General features: G+C 31.5%; 17 protein-coding genes. 9 read left to right on the forward strand and 8 right to left on the reverse strand.

The window, feature by feature from the left end; genetic code table 11:
• Window positions 1-504: 504 nt before the first annotated feature.
• Both METIG_RS03195 and METIG_RS03200 read right to left on the reverse strand, forming a co-directional pair.
• On the reverse strand, window positions 505-1,839 hold the full coding sequence (locus tag METIG_RS03195; protein ID WP_013798801.1) for a B12-binding domain-containing radical SAM protein: 1,335 nt from the start codon (window positions 1,837-1,839) through the stop codon (window positions 505-507).
• Window positions 1,840-2,368: 529 nt separating this feature from the next.
• Window positions 2,369-3,367, reverse strand: a complete 999-nt coding sequence (locus tag METIG_RS03200; protein ID WP_013798802.1) for an IS701 family transposase — start codon at window positions 3,365-3,367, stop codon at window positions 2,369-2,371.
• 192 nt (window positions 3,368-3,559) lie between these two features.
• Here METIG_RS03200 and METIG_RS03205 point away from each other — a divergent pair, with 192 nt between their 5' ends.
• Window positions 3,560-5,074 carry a B12-binding domain-containing radical SAM protein gene (locus tag METIG_RS03205; RefSeq protein WP_013798803.1) on the forward strand — a complete coding sequence of 505 codons (1,515 nt, stop codon included), beginning with the start codon at window positions 3,560-3,562 and terminating at the stop codon, window positions 5,072-5,074.
• 65 nt (window positions 5,075-5,139) lie between these two features.
• Here the strand turns inward: METIG_RS03205 and asd are convergent, their stop codons facing one another.
• From asd to METIG_RS03230, 5 genes are all read right to left on the reverse strand, one after another.
• Window positions 5,140-6,183 (reverse strand): aspartate-semialdehyde dehydrogenase, encoded by a 1,044-nt coding sequence (gene asd, locus METIG_RS03210; RefSeq protein WP_013798804.1) that lies wholly within the window; start codon window positions 6,181-6,183, stop codon window positions 5,140-5,142.
• Window positions 6,184-6,546: 363 nt separating this feature from the next.
• A complete protein-coding gene (locus METIG_RS03215; protein WP_013798805.1) occupies window positions 6,547-7,176 on the reverse strand; it encodes a DUF655 domain-containing protein in 630 nt (209 codons plus the stop codon).
• Window positions 7,177-7,536: 360 nt separating this feature from the next.
• Window positions 7,537-7,857: an RNA polymerase Rpb4 family protein gene (locus METIG_RS03220; protein ID WP_013798806.1), complete on the reverse strand. Its 321-nt coding sequence runs from the start codon at window positions 7,855-7,857 to the stop codon at window positions 7,537-7,539.
• A gap of 87 nt (window positions 7,858-7,944) precedes the next feature.
• Entirely contained in the window at window positions 7,945-8,241 is a 297-nt protein-coding gene (locus METIG_RS03225; protein WP_013798807.1) for a 50S ribosomal protein L21e, read from the reverse strand.
• A 227-nt stretch (window positions 8,242-8,468) separates the two neighbouring features.
• Window positions 8,469-9,782 (reverse strand): tRNA pseudouridine(54/55) synthase Pus10, encoded by a 1,314-nt coding sequence (locus METIG_RS03230; RefSeq protein ID WP_013798808.1) that lies wholly within the window; start codon window positions 9,780-9,782, stop codon window positions 8,469-8,471.
• 161 nt (window positions 9,783-9,943) lie between these two features.
• Between METIG_RS03230 and METIG_RS03235 the strand changes: the two genes are divergently transcribed.
• Entirely contained in the window at window positions 9,944-11,122 is a 1,179-nt protein-coding gene (locus METIG_RS03235) for a TIGR00375 family protein (RefSeq protein WP_013798809.1), read from the forward strand.
• Between the two features lie 45 nt (window positions 11,123-11,167).
• Here the strand turns inward: METIG_RS03235 and METIG_RS03240 are convergent, their stop codons facing one another.
• A complete protein-coding gene (locus METIG_RS03240; RefSeq protein WP_013798810.1) occupies window positions 11,168-12,166 on the reverse strand; it encodes a mechanosensitive ion channel family protein in 999 nt (332 codons plus the stop codon).
• Window positions 12,167-12,488: 322 nt separating this feature from the next.
• Here METIG_RS03240 and METIG_RS03245 point away from each other — a divergent pair, with 322 nt between their 5' ends.
• The 7 genes from METIG_RS03245 (at window position 12,489) to METIG_RS03275 (ending at window position 19,531) form a co-directional block, all read left to right on the forward strand.
• Window positions 12,489-13,529 carry a glycosyltransferase family 4 protein gene (locus tag METIG_RS03245; RefSeq protein ID WP_013798811.1) on the forward strand — a complete coding sequence of 347 codons (1,041 nt, stop codon included), beginning with the start codon at window positions 12,489-12,491 and terminating at the stop codon, window positions 13,527-13,529.
• 51 nt (window positions 13,530-13,580) lie between these two features.
• Entirely contained in the window at window positions 13,581-14,555 is a 975-nt protein-coding gene (locus tag METIG_RS03250; protein WP_013798812.1) for a cobalt-precorrin 5A hydrolase, read from the forward strand.
• A 520-nt stretch (window positions 14,556-15,075) separates the two neighbouring features.
• Window positions 15,076-15,528: a GNAT family N-acetyltransferase gene (locus METIG_RS03255; RefSeq protein ID WP_013798813.1), complete on the forward strand. Its 453-nt coding sequence runs from the start codon at window positions 15,076-15,078 to the stop codon at window positions 15,526-15,528.
• A gap of 2 nt (window positions 15,529-15,530) precedes the next feature.
• Window positions 15,531-16,511, forward strand: a complete 981-nt coding sequence (gene fen / locus METIG_RS03260) for a flap endonuclease-1 (protein WP_013798814.1) — start codon at window positions 15,531-15,533, stop codon at window positions 16,509-16,511.
• Window positions 16,512-16,515: 4 nt separating this feature from the next.
• Window positions 16,516-17,292 carry a dihydroorotate dehydrogenase electron transfer subunit gene (locus tag METIG_RS03265; RefSeq protein WP_048055512.1) on the forward strand — a complete coding sequence of 259 codons (777 nt, stop codon included), beginning with the start codon at window positions 16,516-16,518 and terminating at the stop codon, window positions 17,290-17,292.
• A 51-nt stretch (window positions 17,293-17,343) separates the two neighbouring features.
• Window positions 17,344-18,363, forward strand: a complete 1,020-nt coding sequence (locus tag METIG_RS03270) for an ATP-binding protein (protein WP_013798816.1) — start codon at window positions 17,344-17,346, stop codon at window positions 18,361-18,363.
• 1 nt (window position 18,364) lies between these two features.
• Window positions 18,365-19,531, forward strand: a complete 1,167-nt coding sequence (locus METIG_RS03275; protein WP_013798817.1) for a bifunctional 5,6,7,8-tetrahydromethanopterin hydro-lyase/3-hexulose-6-phosphate synthase — start codon at window positions 18,365-18,367, stop codon at window positions 19,529-19,531.
• The last annotated feature ends 425 nt before the right edge of the window (window positions 19,532-19,956 follow it).

Raw genomic sequence — 19,956 nt, forward strand, 5'->3', positions numbered from 1 at the left:
TATAGTATTCGTATTTTTCGACAACCTCGGTAATTAAAAAACATTACAATAATTGGATTATAAACTACAGTTCCCATCAAACTTTAAGAAATCCAAAAGGATGCATTTAGCAGTGCCTCTTAGTTTTTTAATATCGTTATTAATTTTTCTAATTATCTTTTCTTGCTCCTTACGAACGAAGTGAGTAAGTCGTAAAAATTCCGAAGGAATTTTGAGATTATAAAGGGGTTGTGGATTTTGGTATTAGAAAATTGGGAAAAAGTATTACTAATTTCAAATTAAAATTGAGATTTTTTATATATTAGTTATTTGGTTTTATTTTGTATGTTTTGGGTTTGGATTGGTTTTGGATTGTATAATATCTCTGCTAATTATTGAGATTTATTAGCATGGTTGTGCGTTGGATTTAAAAATAAACAGCACAACCTTATATAGGAGTTTAGGTATAAAATAAAGATGAAGTTAAGGGTTTGAATTGCTAGTCCATTAAAACAAGGATGGAAACTAAAGTTCAATCCTCTCCCAAGGTAATTCTCCCTCAATTTTGCCCAAATATTTATCCAATAGACCAGCATTTTTTATATTTTTAATTAATCTTATGGGTTTTTCTGAATTCTCCAATATATTACCTAACTCTTCTCCTCCTCTACAAAGGATGCATTGGGCTATCATTGAATTGAAATTTTCACTCTCAACACTCACACCAATTTTTTTGAGATTTTTCTCTATGTATTTTATCTTATTTTTGGCGGTTAAATCAAAACTCTCCTTTTCAAAAGGCGTTCTTGGTTTTGGGACCATTGGATTTATGCTAACCTCAACCTTTCTTATGTTTTCCTTTATTTTTTTAGTGAGGTTTATAATTTCCTCAACATCCTCATCTCTCTCGTCAACAATTCCAACCATAAAATATAACTTAATCTTATCTATGCCGTGTTCTTTTGCTAATGCTACAGCATTTAAGATGTCATCCTCATTAATATCCTTTTTAATTACTTCCCTTAACCTCTCACTCCCTGCTTCTGGGGCAATTGTTAGTGTTTTTAAATTCAATAAACTCAATAACTCATCTGTTATCGTATCTGCCCTTAATGAGGATGGGGATATTTGAACTCCTCTCTCATTTAAATATTGGCATAAATCAACGATATACTTATAATCCCCAACAGAAGGGGCTATTAAAGCAACTTTGTTGACTTTTGTGTATTCTAAACCTTTATCTGTCAAATAAATCAAATCATCAAGTTTTCTAAATCTTGGAGGATAGTAAATACTCCTTGCCATGCAGAATCTGCATCTTCTTGGACAACCTCTTCCTATTTCCAACAAAAATGCCTTTCCATAAGCCCCACTCTCATGGGTTATTTGGTTTACTGGATAATCATCTATCGTTAATTTTTTTGGGTAAATGCGTTTTATTTTGCCTTCTTTATCTGGGAAATAAACGCCCTCTTTTATCTCATCAAAATTTTTAGTTATTAGGTTATACATTACTTCCGTTCCTTCTATCTCCCCAATAACAAATGCATCAAAAAACCTACTTAATGGGAAGGGGTTGCTTATTGCACACGGCCCCCCACCAATGAAAATAGCATTTGGGTTTTTTGGCTTGAGTTCTTTTATTATCTTTATGGCATTGAAGTAGTCATTTTCATATTGGAGTGTTATTATTATTGCATCGTAGTTCCTAATTTCATGATAATTTTCGATAAAAAACATCTTACAATCTATATCTCTGTATTTGTTTAAATGGTAGTGGAGAATATGCATAGCAAGACAAGTAATACCGCCCTTAAATTTATTTGGAAAAATTACCGCAACATTTTTTATATTTTTCATGTTATCACTATTGAAATATTTTTTGTATAGTCGTCTGTGGATTTTCTACATTCATTCAACTATAACAAATTTTTAAAGTGTCTAATATTATTTGGTTAATTTTCAAAGTAATCTTTTTATAAAATTTAGTGTAAAATTCGTAAACAACCTATTTATAGTTGGTTGTGCAAACGAAGTGATAAGATTAAAAATTAAGATTAAAAATTTTAACCAATTTCTCACAAATAAACATAAAGTACAAATTTTTAAACAATTTATTTTGGATGTAGGTAATATTTTTGTATGATTATAGTCGTGTGCATTAAAAATTGAAATATACTTTTTGGCAAATTTTTTAAGATTAAGTGTATTATTTTAATTTTTTGGCAAAACCTAAAAGGTTTTGCCGTATATTTTAAGGAAGAATAAGGGTTATTTAAAAATTCATTAATGTTATGTATAGTTTAAAAATCCACTGCAACCTTCGGTTGCAGGGAAGTTGAATAATCGTAGATTATTTAATAGGACTTTCGCAAATACATTTAAATACTTAGATTAACAATAAACCAGCTTCTTTACATAAAGAGATTATAGCATTCCCAACGGCTATTCGGTTTAGTTCTCTTCTAAACTCATACCAAGTAATCTTTTTATCAATTCTAATCCTCTCTAAAATAAAGAAAGCCCTCATGGCTAACGAGATATGCCCCAATATTGGAAGTCTCTTTCTAACGAAGAAATTTCCGATATTGCAGCACTGTTTAACCCCTCTGTGGAATTCTTCGATTCTCCAAGAGGCGTTTCTGACCTCTTGGAATTCTTCGAAATCCATAAATAGGTTATTCGTTATATAATATACTGCCTTTCCGTTTTTGGAAAGGCAGAAGAGTTTGACATAGCCCACTTTCCTTAGATAAACGATTAAGCCGCTCTTAGGAATTTCTCCAAGTTCTTTAATCGAAATCCACTCTCCGTTTTTGGAGAGTTTTATCTTCCTATTTCTTTTAATCCTGCAGAGGTAAAATAAACCAAACTTATCGATGAGTTTTAAGTTTTCTTTGCTTGAATACCAACTATCAAAGCAGATATATCGAATATTTAGGCCTTTCTCCACCAAAGATGATATTATTTCTCTGCATAAATCGTTCTTTGTCTTTCCATCTCTTTGTTTATCATAGACTCTAAAATCGATTGGAATGATGTTCTTTCCATTTGTAACAATGCAATCAACGATATGTATGCCTTTAACTACTCGTTTGTGTAGGTTACTCCAACAATAATAGGTAAACTCTGTTGATTTGGAGTAAATTTTGTCTATAACAAAGTCGTCTATAACGATAATGTTATAGTCGGAAGTGATAAAATCTTTAACGTAGCTAAATAGTCTCTCTTGAGGAGAAATTCCTTCATCCCAAAGAATTCGATTTATAGTATCGTGGGATATGTTTATTCCGAAAATACGCAATGTTTTTGATAGCTCTACACACGAATTAACCTCTGAAAGTAATATAAAAAGCATGTAAACGATAGACCCCATCTTTTTTAGCATATTATCCCAAAACAATTTTTGTTATTCGAAATAATGATATTAAGATTGCAATAGATATATTTAATTTAGTGATTATAATTAAATATTCAAATATACTTGCGAAAGTTCTAATTTAACTATTTTGCACACGACTATAGTGTGCACAAAAAAATTTCACAAACAACTATACTTAAAATATTTAAGGTTTTGATTATGAAAGCTCTAATAATTGACTGCTTAGCAACGGTTGATGGAAAAAAATTGCTAACAAGAGATGTTATTGGTGCAGGGCCGAGAACGGTTAAGGGAATTTTAAAAAGTGAGGGTATAGATGCAAAAATCGTTCCATTGGAATATTTTAAAGTAGATGATGTGAAAGATTATGACTTATTCTTTATTAGCGGCATGACAGTTGATTTTAAGAGTGTCAAAAATTTAGTTGATAAAATAAATGAAAATAGGGATGAGAACCAAAAAATCATCATTGGAGGACCAATAGCAAACGATCTCTATCTTTTGGAGAAAATTGAGGGGGATATCTCTATTGTTGGGGAAGGGGAGATTACCATAAGGGAACTAATAAAAAAGGACTTCAATGCTGAGAACGTTGAAGGGACAACATACTATGATTATGATAAAGAAGAATTAAAAATAAATCCTTTGAGAGAAATCGTTAAAAATATGAAACTTATAACCCCTTCAACTGAAATAGAGGATTATCCAAACTATTTTTCAGCAAGGGTTTATGTTGAGGTTGTGAGAGGGTGTAGTAATTTTAAAAGAGCCCTATTGTTGTGTGATAATAAAATATGCAATTTATGTGAGAATGGAACCATAAGATGCCCATTAAACATAAATCCAGGTTGTGGTTTTTGCTCTGTTCCATCAACTTTTGGTTATGCAAGAAGTAGGGATTTGGAGGATATTTTGTCTGAGATTGAGGATTTGTTTAAGAGAGGAGTTAAAAGGGTTGTTTTAAGTGCTCCAGATTTTTTAGATTATCAAAGAGAAGATGACATTTTAATCAACCCAAAAGAACCACATCCAAATTATGAAGCAATAGAGGAGTTATTATCTAACATTTACGATTTAAAAATCAAATATAATGCTAATGTAAGTATAGAGAATGTTAAAGCAAATTTGTTTGATGAGAAAGTAGCAAAAATTATCTCTAAGTATCTTCCAAATACACCAATATATATTGGATGTGAGACAGGCGATGAAATGCATTCAAAGTTATTAGGCAGGCCATCGCTTCCAGAAGATGTTTTAAAGGCTGTTAAAATAGCAAAAAAATACAACTTAAGGCCCCAAGTTTATTTCATATATGGATTACCTGGACAAAATCTGGAAAGTGCAATAAATACAATAAACTTTATGGAAAAGATAAAAAATTACATCGACAAAATTACCGTATATAAATTTAAACCACTCCCAATGAGTGCATTTGAGAACTCTAAACCAACAATGGACAAATCATCAATAATGATAAAGGAAAAAGCAAGAGAGATAAACAAATACATTAAAAAGAGATATTTAGGCAAAAAAGTAGAAGTTATAATATCAGAGAGGCATTTTAAAAATAAGAAAGACGCTGTTGGATATATGGTTAGTGGGGGCCCAATGGTTGTTGTAAAAAACGGAGCAGAGTACATAGGAAAAACAGTAAAAGTTAAAATCATAAAAACTTATGAAAAATTTGTTGAGGGAATTATATTGAAAGATTAGAGCAATATTTCTCAATAATTCTCTTAATAAATAAAGAATAAATAAAGAAAAATTTAAAGATTAATTTAAAGGTATTTCTTAACAAATAATTCTGCATTTAGAACACTTGCTCCAGCAGCTCCCCTTATAGTGTTGTGCTCTAATGCAGTGTATTTAACAGTGAAGATTGGGTCTTTTCTTATTCTACCAACAACAATGGACATTCCATTTCCTTCATTTCTGTCTAATCTTGGTTGAGGTCTGTCTGGCTCTTCTTTAACAACAATTGGTTTTGCGTAGGTTGGTAAATCTAAGTCCTTTAATGGGTCGAATTTATCCATTACCTCTTTTATGTCTTCTGGCTCAGCAGGCTCTTTTGTCTTTACAAATATGCTCTCAACGTGCCCATCAATTACACAAATTCTGTTGCATGATGCCCCCACTTTAAAATCAGCGAATTTAACTTCACTCCCATCAAACTCCCCCAATATTTTTAAACTTTCAGTTTGCATCTTCTCTTCTTCATTCTTGATGTATGGAATTACGTTGTCAATTATAGCCATTGATGGAACTCCATCGTAACCTGCCCCACTTACTGCTTGGAGTGTTGTTACATTAACTGCCTCAATGCCGAATTTATCCAATATTGGTTTTAATGTTATAACCAAACAAATTGTTGAACAGTTTGGATTTGTTACAATTGCTCCATCCCATTTTCTGTTTTCTCTTTGAATTTCTATTAATTTAAAGTGCTCCTCGTTAACCTCTGGAACTATTAATGGAACATCTTTCTCCATTCTCATTGCTGATGCGTTTGAAAATACCAATTTTCCTTCTTTTGCAAATGCTGGTTCAATTTCCCTTGCCAAATCTGCTGGCAATGCTGAAAATACAATATCAACATCCTTAAATGCCTCATGTCTTGGATCTGTTGGAACAACGACCATCTCTCCTATTTCTTCTGGAATTGGCTCTGCTTGATACCAGTATGCCGCATCCTTATACTTTTTCCCTGCACTTCTTGGGGACGCTGCTAAAACTTCCAATTCAAACATTGGGTGATCTGCAAGCATTTGGATGAATCTTTGCCCAACCATTCCTGTAGCTCCTAAAACCCCTACCTTAATCATAACTTTCACCTTTTTGTTTTAACTTAATTGGTTCATTTTGGACATTATAATTTTTAAGATTTTCGAATTAAAATAACCATTGCAGAATTCATATTAGTTATTTAACCATAATGAACTTTTTTAAAGAATAACAAATTAAGCGTATTAAGCGTAAAATTTCAAATAAAGATCAATCTTTCCTTTTAACTTCATTGAAAGTTATCTGTTATTTATAACGCATAACAACATTAATAATTATCAAATCAAAATTAAAATTTAGAAAAAATTTAAGACGTTTATTTGTTAATTCCAAAATAATAACTTCATAGATTTGTTCTTAAATTATAAAAATTAGCCTCCTAAAAAAATTTTTAGATAATAGGTTTATTCTTTTAAATAGAAAGTCATTTTTTCCTCATTTAAAATTAGCCCCCTCTTCCACTTAACAAATAGGTAATATTTTTGGTCTTCTTCTAACTCCTTAACAATTCTTTTTGCTATAACTCTAACAATATCCTTATGGGTTCTTTCTTCAAAATCTTTGAAACTTTCAAATGGCTTTTTTTCCCTCTCCTCAATTATTTGCCACATGTGTTTTTTTCCAATTTCTGGGAGAAGTTCTAACATGTGTTTTTTTGGTGTTATGCTTTGACATTTGTTTAAAAAGTTTATAAATCTCTCTTCATTATTTTTAACTGCCTCCATAACTACATATAACAATTCAGTTTTTGCAGTATTTGTTAGATCATCATATTTTATCATTCTTGCAACATAATCTACTTTATCTCTTTTCCCCCTTCCGATGTAGACTCTCTCTGCCAACTCAACCTCTGTATCATCTTTTAAAACCAACTCCATCAACACAAACTGTTTTTCCCCGATAGCTTGAGCAATGGGTTTTCTCTCGTGGATAGGCCTTGGATCATCAGGATGTCCATAGGGTAAATAATCTAAAACCCATGCATAATCCTCGAAATCTTTCCTTTTTTTAGCTTTAAAATATTTTTTGACCATAATTACACCTTATTATATTAATTTTGTGATATTGTATATATGATGTAAATCTTTAGCTTATGTTTCTCATTTAGGTTAATAAACAAACAATTTTAATTTTAATACAAATAATTTATTATTGCACATTTAAAATTTAAAACTTAATTAAATAAATTTGCAAAATTTTATAATAGTTTATGTTTAATGACCAGTATATTTTAATAATCATTAAGTAAAATTAAAATAACAATTTTAGCATAAAAATTCAAATAACTCGGATAGAACACAAACTACCTTTTTAATTTCATTTAGAATTTTTATAATTAGGGTAAAAATAGTAGGGTTTGTCCGTCGTGAGTTTTTAGGATGTTTTGTGAGTGTTTATAAATACTTTGCAACAATTTCTAAGATTTCATCTTTATTTGAAGGCAAATCTTCCTTATAGTATATAACTCTCAAATCATCGTAATCTTTTGGAAGGATGTCTGCTATTTTAACTGCGTGCTTTTCATCAACCCCAATTTCCATTAATTCTTCAACCAACTTTTTCGCATCCTCAGGAGATAACTTTGCAAATTTTTGGAGATAGTCCAATGCACAGCCATGTTCATAAGATAATTCTTCCCCTGCCCTATCAATCATAATAGCATTTGCTTCTGAGACAGTTATGTATTTTTGACCAATAATTTCTTTTCCTATCATATATAATCCCTCCAATAACAGAGATTAAAATAGTAAATCCAAAAAATAGATAATCTTTATAAAAATTAAAAAAATAAAAATAACAAATTATGCTTTGCAAGGTCTTAAGTGTTGTGGTCTTGCAATGATAAGTTTGTATTTTCCTCCATCTCTAACTTTAACGATGAATGCTCTACCTCTTTGCCCAACAACTATTCCTGTTCTTCCATGGAATCTTGGGTGTGGCATGCCTTTGTGATATGATGGATCTATTACGATGTGGACATAGTCTCCTTCTTTATATTGCTTCAATGCTCTTGTAATTGGGTAGAGGCCTCTTTCTCTTGGGTGCTTTGAGAGTTTTTTTCTTGTTTTGCTTCTAAATCCTTCACTCCTTTGTGCCATAACCAATCCTCCTACGTGTTTTTTATTACGCTCTCATCTAATTTGAAAATCTCACATTTAAAATTTTCGCTAAATTATAATTACTATTCTTTATCATAACTTTCTAAAAGAAACTTCAAGAAAATTTCAACAAAGATGCATTTCACTTTCGTTGGATAGATAAAGGAAGATAGGGATAAGAAGTCCTGCTTCACTTAACCCAGCAGTATGTATCATTTATGATGAAACTAAGAAGTTTCTTCATCGTGAACTTCTAAAACATCCAATTCTTTGCAGATACATTTTTTATTTAATATCTCGGAGATTGATGGGGAAGTTCTTCCATCATCTCCGCTTATAAGTTCTTTTATATACAATCCTCCATCACAAAAAATCTTCATTTCAAAATGATTGTCATCTATTTTATGTGCCCAAACTTTATATACCTTACGGATTCTTGTTAAATCTGCCCTTCTGTGCAGGACTCTCTTTGGTGTTCTTTGGTATATCGTTAAGTTTTCACAGGTTTCAATGACCTTCTCTATGTCTTCATCGGTTATCTTCTCTTCACATTCAACCAATGCACGGTATGTTTTTTTATGCGGTTCATTTTTGAAGAAAACGACGTCTTTCCTATTTCCATATTCAAGATTTAGAACCTCTACCATTCCACTCTTATTAACTTCCTCAGCAATTTTATTCAAATCAATTTTCCTTATTTTTGGTTCTTTTATCTCTAAAACAAATGGCCTCCCATTACCCAACATTCTAACATCAATATCTTCTCTCCCAGCACCGTGAAATTTTTCATTAGTTCCTTTTGTTGCTTTCATGAATGGTTCTGCAATAATCTCTTCAACTGAGGTTGGATACCTTTTCCCAGTGAAATTGCATTTTTCACATCCCTTTCCTCTACAAAACCTACAATGCCAGTGTGTTTGTGGAATACCTCTGACTAATTTCCTATACCTACCTTTTATGAATAACGGGTTAACTTGCAAATAGATATCCTTTGTATATGGGTTGATATGGACAACGATATCTGGATTTGTTTTGTCTGGTTGTTTGTTCATCTTCACAGCGATTATTTTCCCAATTTCTCTCCCAAATTCTTGCCTTATGCTTTCCATATATGGCGTTTCTATTTCCTCTTCTAATTCCTTAATCTCTTTTGGTATGTGAGTTCCGACCATAAATGTATCAAATTCATACTCTTTCAATAATTCAATTGCTTTGTTTGCCAACTCCTCTATATGGCTCTTTTCAAAAATACCTCTACACCATGGGCATTCTTCTATTTTCTCTCCTTCTTTAATTTCTTTGATTTTTATCTCTTTTAATCCACTTCTATATAAGCATTTTAATAATTCTAAGACCTCATCCTTATTACCTTCTCCACTCTCTTCTATTTTTTTTAATAAAGATTCTAATTCCATAGCTTTGACAAGTTTTAATGCCTTTCCTCTCTCAAAATTGTTTGTGTGTAATAATTTTGCATACAACCTTCCAAAACATCTATGGCATAACGGATACTTTTTTAAGATTTCAATGTTTATCTCCATAGCACCACCAAATTTATTAATATTTATGGCAATATGTTGCTTAGCAAAAATGCATAAATAATTTTCATTAAGTAAATAAAAATTAAAATCTCATCAGAATGTAATTAAATACTCTCAAATTTTAATTGAATTTTGTAAGTAACTATAATGAAGGTGATTTCATGATTATCAGTGCTGATTTGCATATCCACTCCAAATATTCAGGTGGTACATCAAAGTATATGGACATAGAGCATATATTAAAATATGGTAAATTAAAAGGTTTGGATTTAATAGGGACGGGAGATTGTTTGCATGAAAAATGGCTAAATGAGATTAAAAACTATAAGGATAAAAATTTATTACTAACCACTGAAATTGAAGATATAAACAGGGTTCATCACCTTGTTTTTCTCCCATCAATATCAAAAGTTGAAGAGTTAAGAGAAATATTAAAGAGATACTCAAAAAATATTGATGATGATGGAAGGCCACGGGTTTTAATGGATGGAAAGGAATTAATTGAGGTTGTCCATGACGTTGGGGGGCTTATAGGAGCTGCACATGCTTTCACACCGTGGACAAGTTTATATAAGTCATTTGACTCTGTTTATGATTGCTATGGAAAAAAACCCGACTTCATAGAACTTGGTTTATCTGCTGACACTGATATGGCAGACATGATTAAAGAATTGAGAGATATTCCATTTTTAAGTAATTCTGATGCCCACTCTTATCATCCACATAGGTTAGGTAGGGAATTTAATCAATTTGAGGTGGATTCTCTTGGAAATTTGGAGGAAAATTTTGAAGAGATTAGGAAAGCAATAAAAAACAATAAGATTGTTGCCAATTATGGTCTTGACCCAAAACTTGGAAAATACCACCTAACCGCATGCACAAAATGCTATTTAAGGTTTAAGTTAGAGGATGCAAAAAGATTAAACTTCAAATGCCCCTGTGGAGGGACTATAAAGAAGGGTGTTTTGAGTAGAGTCGAAGAACTCAGCGATGGACAAATTATCCACCCAAAATTTAGACCTCCTTACTACAAAATAATTCCATTGGCGGAGATAATAAGTTTATCAACAAAAAGAGGCATTGGAACTCAAACCGTCAACAACTTATGGGAAAAATTTATTGAAAAATATAAAAATGAGATAAACGTGCTTATAAATGCTGATATTGAAGAATTAAAAAAAATAAACGAAGATGTTGGAAATACTATTGAGTTATTTAGGGAGGGAAAAATCTACATCTATCCTGGTGGAGGGGGAGAGTATGGAAGAATTATGAAAACCCCTCCAAAGATAAAGTGGTATGTTATGCAAAATACACTTGATGCATGGCTCAATAGATGAAAACAAAAAAATAATAATTTATAATAATATTTAAACCCTTAATTGTTATTTTTCTTTTTTTCCTTTAAAGAATGGGTTATCCACGATATCTGACTTCTGTCTATGTATTACCTCCATGTGTGGGTAGGCAATTTCAACATCATTCACTTCTTCTAATTTGCTCAAGATATTTTTAACAATTTTTGTCTTTATAGCTGCCCACTCAAACACATTAACCAAGTATCTGACCTTTATCTCAATACCACTATCTAAAAAACGCATTCTTATAACGGGTTTGTCATAAATTTTTGATTTTGCAAAAATTCTTGGCTTATTTTTCCAAATTTCTGCTAATCTTCTCATCTCTTCGCCAACAATTTCATCACAAGCCTCAAGAATCAACTCCTCAGCTTTTCTCCAATTGCTCTCATAGGTAATGGTAACCTTAACGCTATCCCATACATAAGGGGATCCTTTTGAAAAATTAATAACAGGATTCGTTAGTATGTATGAATTTGGTATATTTAAACTTCTTCCTGTTGGTTCTCCGTCAACCTCCCTTAAACTTACATACATTGTACCTATCTTATAAACATCCCCTCCACCAATGCCCTTTATGTAAATTCTATCATTAATTTTAAAGGGGTGCGTAAATACAATAGTTAGCCACCCTACAAAATTCATAATTGGTTTTTGCAAAGCAAGGGTTAAAGCCGCTCCCACAAGACCAAGGGACATCACAAGAGAACCTACATCTTTATAAACAACAGAGATTGCAATTAAAATAACACCAAACCATGTCGCATATTTAACCACAGAGGCAACGATGGGATATTCCCTTATATCCACTTTTTCAAAATACTTTCTCAATAATTCCAAGGTTATATCTAAGAATATTAAAGTTCCTAAAATCAATGCAGTCAATATAATAATTTGATTAATATAATCCCCTAACTTTAGCAAATATTGGTAAAAATTCAACTTACAGCCCAAATAATACAGAATTCCAAGTAAAATTATAACCTTTGTTATAAACTTGATTCTAAACACTTGGATTTTTCTCATTCATGACACCACATCATTTAATTGAACTTATAGTCATTTGTGTTATAAATGGCTAAAAACTAATATTCCAAATATTTACGTCTGAGACTATAATTGAGCTGTTAAATAATTGACATATAGTTGTGTGCGGATTTTTAGGCTTATTTATACGTCCATGAATTTCAAATAGTGGTTATTCTTCCTTAAAATTTGAAACAACACCTAATTTCTACGAAAATTATTGGGATTTAAGTTCAATTTCTAACGCACACAACTATAAATTCTACAACAACTATATATTATAATTCTTGCTTAATTAAATAAAAATCTTTAACGTGGGATTATGAAAGTATTGATGCCGACCATTTATTACCCATTCATTGGAGGAATAACAATACATGTAGAAAATTTAGTAAAACATATGGATGATTACGAATTTCATATTTTAACATATTATAGCAAAGATTACCACCAAAAATATGAGAATGTTGTTGTGCATAAAGTCCCATACATTCCAAAGATTAGGGGATTATCGTATATGATCAATGCCTACAAAATTGGGAAGGAAATAATTAGGAAAGAAAAGATAGATTTAATACACGGCCATTACGCATTTCCGCAGGGGGTTGTTGGGGGATTGCTAAAGGGAAATTTACCCCACATTTTAACGTTACATGGTAGTGATGTTTTAAAACTTTCAAAATCCATTATTGGAAAACCTTTTTTTAATTATGCGATAAGTAGAGCAGATAAAATCATCTGTGTAAGTAAGTTCTTGAGGGATAATTTAGGCAGTAATTTTAGAGATAAAGCAATTGTCATTCCGAATGGTGTTGACTTTAACTTATTTTATGAGGGGGATGATTTGGACTACGGTCTTTTTGTTGGTTCCTTTGTTAAGCAGAAGGGTTTGGATGTTTTAATTGATACTATAAAGGATATTGATTTTAATTTTAAACTTATAGGAGATGGACCATTGTTTAATAAAATAAGGGAAAAAATAGAAAAGGAAAATATGAAACACGTTGAACTATTGGGGAAAAAATCCCAAACAGAAGTAGCAGAGTATATGAGGAACTGTAGTTTTCTTATCTTGCCATCTATTTCAGAGGGTCTTGGGATGGTTTTACTTGAAGCAATGGCTTGTGGAAAAGCAGTTATAGCGACAAATGTTGGGGGTATTAGGGAGATTGTGAAAGATAACTACAACGGCTTTTTAATCCCCCCAAATAATCCAAAAATTTTAAAAGAGAAAATAGAAATATTAATAAACGACAAAAATTTAAGAAGAAAATTTGGTAAAAATGGAAAAAAATTCTCTAAAAACTTTTCTTGGGAAAATGTGGCAAAGAAAGTAAGGGCTATTTATGAGGAGATGCTATAAGCAATAAAAATTTTATAAAAACTTTAAACCAAAGTTCAAAGGATGATGTTTATGATAAAGGTGGTTTATATAACAAAACGTGGTGAAACCCTTGCAAGCAAAATAAAGAAAATTTTAGATTGGTATTACTATGAAAGTGAAGTTATTCACTCAAAAAATTTTAAAATAACTGGCAATGAGAGGGGATTTATCTTTATAATGGCAATGGGCATTGTTCTGAGGAAGTTTATTGATGAAATCAAAAACGATAAAATGAAGGATGCTTTTGTTATCGTTTGTAGCGAAGATGGAAAATACATTATCCCTATTTTGTCTAACCATTTAGGCGGGGGAAATTATTTCTCTAACCTAATTGCTAAAAATTTAAATGCGAATGTTGTTTTTACTACTGCTACTGATGTTAATGGGAAAGTTGGGATTGATGAACTATCTAAAATATATTTTTTGGAAATTCCAAAAAGAAAAGATATTTTAAAAATAAATAGAAAGGTCTTGGATGAGAAAGTTAATTTAATCCTCCCCAAAAATTGGAAGCCCATTGGAAACGTTTCAAATACCTATAATGTCTCTTATCACAATAGGAATTATGTTGTTGTTGATGATGACATTATCTTAAAACCAAAAAAAATTGTTGTTGGTGTTGGAGCAAGGAAAAATATTGAAAGGCATAAGGTTTATTGGGCAATAAAGAAGACATTATTTTTGAGGGATATCCCATTGTGGAGGGTTGACGCATTTGCTACGATTGATGTTAAAAAGGATGAGAAGGGGATTTTAGAAACAGTTGGGAATTTTAAAAAACCGTTATTTATTTTTAGTAGGAATGAGGTTAATGAGGTTTATAAATTTAGGAACGATTTGGAAAAATCAGATTTTGTTTTTAAAACTATTGGTGTTTATGGTGTTAGCGAACCAGTTTCTATTTTAGGAGTTAAAAAATTGGCAAATAAAAATTTTAACGAAATTGAATTAATTTTAAGGAAATTTAAGAAGAATGGTGTTTCTATTGCTATATCAGTTGGATAAATTTTATATGGGGTCTGTCCAACGTGAACAATCATAGACAAATGTCCACGTTGGACTTGGACGTCATCAGCCTCAGTTCCCTCTGGGTTCATCGGGAACATATCATCGGTCTCCGTCCCTGTCGCGGGGACCCCAGCTCCGCCCATAGATTTAATACTCGGTAAAGTCCGCCTCCTTAGGTCTCCAGTATCCACCTTCATCAGAGGCATCATCCTTATAGTTATATATATAAACTCATATATAAAAATTTCGAAAACGAAAATACATTAATGTCCAGATTTGTCAATGAAAAATTAAACAGTTTCAAACGGCAAAACCCAAGGTTTTGTCAAATAGTTATATTTATGATGGGGATGAATGATAATTATAGGTTGTGTACGTTAAAATTTGGACAACCCAGTAAAATTTTTAGTTGGCTTATATTTGTTTTTAATTTTTAAGGGCTTATGGGAGTTTTTAAAATTTATTATGTACTTTTTAGTTTAAAGAATCTACACACAACTATATTTTTGGTGAAATCATGATAACAATAGACACCGCAAAAAAAGAAGACATTGATGATATGATTAATTTATTAAAGCAACTTTTTGAAATAGAGAAGGACTTCACTCCAAATTACGAAAAACAAAGAAAAGGTTTAGAACTTCTATTAAATAGCAAAAATGCTGTAATTTTTGTTGCGAGATATAATGGTAAAGTAGTTGGAATGTGTTCCATTCAAACATTAATCTCAACTGCTGAAGGAGGAAAGGTTGGGATTTTAGAAGATTTGGTTGTTGATGAGAATTTTAGAGGGAAGGGGATTGGGAGCAAACTTTTATCTGAGGCAGAAAGATATTGTAAAGAAAAGGGTGGTTTGTTGAGATTATCTCTACTCGCAGATAAAGATAACAAAAAGGCACTTGAATTTTACAAATCCAGAGGGTGGAAATTTACAAACTTAATATGCTTAAGAAAATTTTTTGGTGAGTAGTTATGGGAGTGCAGTTTAATGATTTAATCCCAAAAAAGGAAATTCCAATAAAGTACTTATCAGGAAAAACTGTGGCTATAGATGGGATGAATGTCCTTTATCAATTTTTATCAAGTATTAGATTGAGAGATGGGTCCCCTTTAAGGAACAGGAAAGGAGAGATAACCTCAACATACAATGGCATATTTTACAAAACCATATACATGCTCGAAAATGATATAACACCGGTATGGGTGTTTGATGGAAAACCGCCAAAATTGAAAGAGAAAACCAGAGAAGAAAGAAGAAAAATGAGAGAAAAAGCAAAAGAGGAATTCACAAAAGCAAAAGAAATGGAAAATATTGATGAGATGCAAAAATACGCAAAGAGGATGAACTTCTTAACAAAGGACATCGTAGAGAACTCAAAAAAATTATTGGATTTGATGGGGGTACCTTATGTAAATGCCCCAGCAGAAGGGGAAGGACAAGCATCATACATGGCAAAAAAGGGAGATGTATTCTGTGTTATTAGTCAGGACTATGATGCTTTGCTTTATGGGGCCCCAAGGATAGTGAGAAACTTAACAGCAACAAAGGAAGAGTTGGAGTTAATAGAGCTGGAAAATGTTTTAAATGAGTTGGGCATTTCTCATGATGATTTAATAGACATGGCAATTTTGATAGGGACTGATTATAATCCAAAGGGAGTTAAAGGCATTGGTCCAAAAAAAGCTCTCGAAATAGTAAAATCAAAAAACAAAGAACTCTACTTAAAGGCTGTTGAGAATTATGAAGAAATTAAAAATATATTTAAAAATCCAAAAGTTACTGATGAATACAGCATCAAATTAAAAAAGCCAGATAAAGAAGGTATTATAAAGTTTTTGGTTGAGGAAAATGATTTCTCTATGGAGAGAGTTCAGCCACATGTTGAAAAACTCTGTAAATTGATTGAGAAAAAAACCAAACAAGTAACATTAGATGCATGGTTTGGGAGATGAAAACATGGAGAGGCCAGTAATGTGCAAAATAAAGGAGATAATAGAGGAAAGTCCAACAGTAAAAACATTCATTATAGATAAGGACTTTGATTTTAAACCAGGACAGTTTGCAATGGTCTGGCTTCCAGGAGTTGATGAAAAACCATTTGGATTTTCAACAAAAACAGGTTTTAGCATAGCAAAGGTTGGGAACTTTACAGCAAAAATGCATGAACTTCAAGAGGGGGATTTGATAGGGGTTAGAGGACCTTATGGAACATATTTTGAGCCATTGGGAGATAGAATTTTGGCAGTTGCAGGAGGAATTGGAGCAGCCCCAATTGTTGCTGCGGTGGAGGAGTTTGCAAAACAAGGCATAGAAATAACAACCATCATTGGAGCAAGGACTAAGGAAGAACTTTTGTTTTTGGATAGATTTGAAAATTGTGGAGAATTAGAGATTTGCACTGATGATGGAAGTTTTGGATTCCATGGTTTCACAACACAGAAGATGAGTGAAATTCTTAAAGAGGAGAAATTTGATTTAGTTATAACATGTGGGCCAGAGATAATGATGAAAAAGGTCGTTGAGATTGCAAATGAATATAACATTCCCGTCCAGGTCTCAATGGAGAGGTACATGAAATGTGGTATTGGAATTTGTGGGCAATGTTGCGTAGATGATGAGGGGCTCTGCGTTTGCAAAGATGGGCCAGTGTTTTGGGGAGATAAGTTGAAATTTGTAACTGAATTTGGAAAATATAAAAGAGATGCGAGTGGAAGCATAGCTCTAAACAAATAATATTTAATATTAATTTTTATGCAAGTCAAATTGCAATTTTTGGTGGTTGAAATGCAAATTAAATTTTATGATAGGGAGAAAGAACTAAATTATCTAAAAACCTACTGTCAATTAATCCCAAATTCAATTTTATTTGTTTATGGCCCTAAATCTTCAGGAAAATCAACGGTTATGAAAAGGGTTATTAAAGATTTGGAAGATAGGGAAGATTTGGTCTTCTTCTATTACAATCTAAGAAAATATGCTACACCAACAAAAGAGGAATTCTTAAATGTATTTTTTGAAAAGGGGGATAAAAAATATTTGAGAAATACTTTAGAATTAAACTTTAAGATATTTAAATTTGGAGTTGATGAAGATTATGATTTTAAAAACGTCTCTTTAAACGACGTTTTTAGAAAGATAAATGAAGACATTAATGCTGTTGTTGAAGATGGAAAGAAACCAATCTTAATCATTGATGAATTGCAAAAATTAAAAAGTATTTATTTTAACGGGAGTAAATCTTTATTGAATGAATTATTCAATTTATTTGTATCTTTAACAAAAATGGAACATCTTTGTCACGTTATTTGCTTAACATCAGATAGCTTATTTATTAATGAGATTTATAACAACTCTTCATTAGCAAAAACATCAAAATATTATTTAATTGATTGGTTAGAAAAAGAAACTATTGAAAAAATATTAAAAGAAGAAAAATTCAATGAAGAAGAAATAAACTATGCAATAAAATATCTTTCTCTGCCTTATGAGATATCCGATTTGATTGAAAATAAAAAATTGGGAATTTCTGTTGAAAAAACCATAAAAAGATGGATAAATATTGAGAGGGATAGGATAAAATATACCATAGACACATCCAACTTTGATGAAAATGATATTATAAATATACTGAAAAAATTTGAAAATAAAATAAAAATTGATTACATTGATGTAAAAAGAGAAGAATTTGAGATTTTTAAATATCTAATCGAGAATGAAATTTTATTCTACGATGTAATTAATGGCATCATAAAGCCCCAATCATTAACAACTCACTATGCAATAAAAGAACTCATAAGGGATTGATATGATAAAATTTGGAGAGGCAGTTTTTGGAAATGAAGTTAAAGCAGTTATTAATTTAGTCATTGGAAAAGGTAAAGAAATGGATGAAGCATTTACAAATGCATTAACAAGAACCCCATGCCCATTATTTGCCAATTTAAGACCAAATTTGATTGTTAAACCACTAACCTTAGTTGTACCAAGGCATCCAATAAGCAGTGAGATACAGGATGAACTGTTGAATGGAGTTATTCAGTATGGAGTAGCAAAAGCAATAGCGGATTTGGATTTAGAGGAGGATTTAAAGATAATCGCAACCGTTTCAGTTCCAGATGTTCCTTTAACAACACTAACTAAAAGAAAATTATTCCAATACTACTATGGAGCAACAAAATTGGCAATAAACAGAGCTTTAAATGAATACCCTTCAAAAGAAAAGATAAAGAAAGAAAAATACAGGGCTTTACATCCACTCGTAGGATTTAGGGATGTTAGGTTGGAGAGGCCTCCTTATTTGCAAGTGGCATTAGATGTGCCTACAATTGAGAATTTAGAGTTTATTTTAAATGCATTGCCAAAAAGCGATAGGATTATTCTTGAGGCAGGGACTCCATTAATCAAGAAGTTTGGTATTGAAGTTATTGAGCATATAAGGGAGTATTTTGATGGCTTTATTGTTGCTGATTTAAAAACTCTTGATACTGGAAGGATTGAGGTTAGGATGGCATTTGAAAGCACTGCAAATGCAGTTTGTATAAGTGGAGTTGCCCCAAAATCAACCATACTAAAAGGCATCCATGAATGCCAAAAATGTGGGATAATGAGTTATTTGGATATGATGAATGTGGAAAATCCAATTAATCTATATAACTCCTTAAAGTTAAAACCAGATGTTGTTATTTTGCATAGGGGAATTGATGAGGAAACGTTTGGAGTAAAGAAGGAATTCAGTATAACTAAAGAAGATGTAGATGCAATATTGGCAATTGCTGGGGGAGTTAGTCCAGAAAATATTGATGAGTTAATTAAAAACTATGACATTTTGATAGTTGGTAGGGCAATAACAAAATCAAGAGATCCTGGAAGAGTTGCAAGGATGTTTGTCAATAGGTTGGGGGATGATATTGAGCAATATAGGTTGTATTTAGATGAAGATGAGGAAATTGATATTTATAGTCGTGTGCGTTAGAGTTTGGAAATATGCCATTGATAAAGTTATAAAGATTTATCCCTTATTTCAAATTTTAAGGAGGACTAAAAATTATTTAAAAATTCATTAATGCATAAATAAGTTTAAAATTAATGGCAAAACCAAAGGTTTTGCCGTATAAATTCCGCACACGACTATAAGTTGAACCTTTTAATGAATGAATTTAAAATTATGCATTACCATACTTAACACTGTTAATTTTATATACTTGGAGGACAATTATATACGGCAAAATCCATAAGATTTCGCCATTAATTTTTAAACTTATTATAAAAACTTATAAAATTTTAAGTGGTCATTATTCCTTTTAAATTTTTAAAATTAAGTGTTTAATACCTCATAAATTTTATTGAAGTTATGTTCATCGAAGCGAAGCTTCGAGCAGCGTCCACTGCAACCTATGG

It is taken from the genome of Methanotorris igneus Kol 5, assembly GCF_000214415.1.
GTDB classification, from domain to species: Archaea; AGJL01; Methanococci; order Methanococcales; family Methanococcaceae; genus Methanotorris; species Methanotorris igneus.

What these genes read in the sequence shown, in the direction of transcription:
- METIG_RS03195 (WP_013798801.1), bottom strand. Translation starts at nt 1,839, where the DNA reads ATGAAAAATATAAAAAATGTTGCGGTAATTTTTCCAAATAAATTTAAG.
- METIG_RS03200 (WP_013798802.1), bottom strand. Translation starts at nt 3,367, where the DNA reads ATGCTAAAAAAGATGGGGTCTATCGTTTACATGCTTTTTATATTACTT.
- METIG_RS03205 (WP_013798803.1), top strand. Translation starts at nt 3,560, where the DNA reads ATGAAAGCTCTAATAATTGACTGCTTAGCAACGGTTGATGGAAAAAAA.
- asd (WP_013798804.1), bottom strand. Translation starts at nt 6,183, where the DNA reads ATGATTAAGGTAGGGGTTTTAGGAGCTACAGGAATGGTTGGGCAAAGA.
- METIG_RS03215 (WP_013798805.1), bottom strand. Translation starts at nt 7,176, where the DNA reads ATGGTCAAAAAATATTTTAAAGCTAAAAAAAGGAAAGATTTCGAGGAT.
- METIG_RS03220 (WP_013798806.1), bottom strand. Translation starts at nt 7,857, where the DNA reads ATGATAGGAAAAGAAATTATTGGTCAAAAATACATAACTGTCTCAGAA.
- METIG_RS03225 (WP_013798807.1), bottom strand. Translation starts at nt 8,241, where the DNA reads ATGGCACAAAGGAGTGAAGGATTTAGAAGCAAAACAAGAAAAAAACTC.
- METIG_RS03230 (WP_013798808.1), bottom strand. Translation starts at nt 9,782, where the DNA reads ATGGAGATAAACATTGAAATCTTAAAAAAGTATCCGTTATGCCATAGA.
- METIG_RS03235 (WP_013798809.1), top strand. Translation starts at nt 9,944, where the DNA reads ATGATTATCAGTGCTGATTTGCATATCCACTCCAAATATTCAGGTGGT.
- METIG_RS03240 (WP_013798810.1), bottom strand. Translation starts at nt 12,166, where the DNA reads ATGAGAAAAATCCAAGTGTTTAGAATCAAGTTTATAACAAAGGTTATA.
- METIG_RS03245 (WP_013798811.1), top strand. Translation starts at nt 12,489, where the DNA reads ATGAAAGTATTGATGCCGACCATTTATTACCCATTCATTGGAGGAATA.
- METIG_RS03250 (WP_013798812.1), top strand. Translation starts at nt 13,581, where the DNA reads ATGATAAAGGTGGTTTATATAACAAAACGTGGTGAAACCCTTGCAAGC.
- METIG_RS03255 (WP_013798813.1), top strand. Translation starts at nt 15,076, where the DNA reads ATGATAACAATAGACACCGCAAAAAAAGAAGACATTGATGATATGATT.
- fen (WP_013798814.1), top strand. Translation starts at nt 15,531, where the DNA reads ATGGGAGTGCAGTTTAATGATTTAATCCCAAAAAAGGAAATTCCAATA.
- METIG_RS03265 (WP_048055512.1), top strand. Translation starts at nt 16,516, where the DNA reads ATGGAGAGGCCAGTAATGTGCAAAATAAAGGAGATAATAGAGGAAAGT.
- METIG_RS03270 (WP_013798816.1), top strand. Translation starts at nt 17,344, where the DNA reads ATGCAAATTAAATTTTATGATAGGGAGAAAGAACTAAATTATCTAAAA.
- METIG_RS03275 (WP_013798817.1), top strand. Translation starts at nt 18,365, where the DNA reads ATGATAAAATTTGGAGAGGCAGTTTTTGGAAATGAAGTTAAAGCAGTT.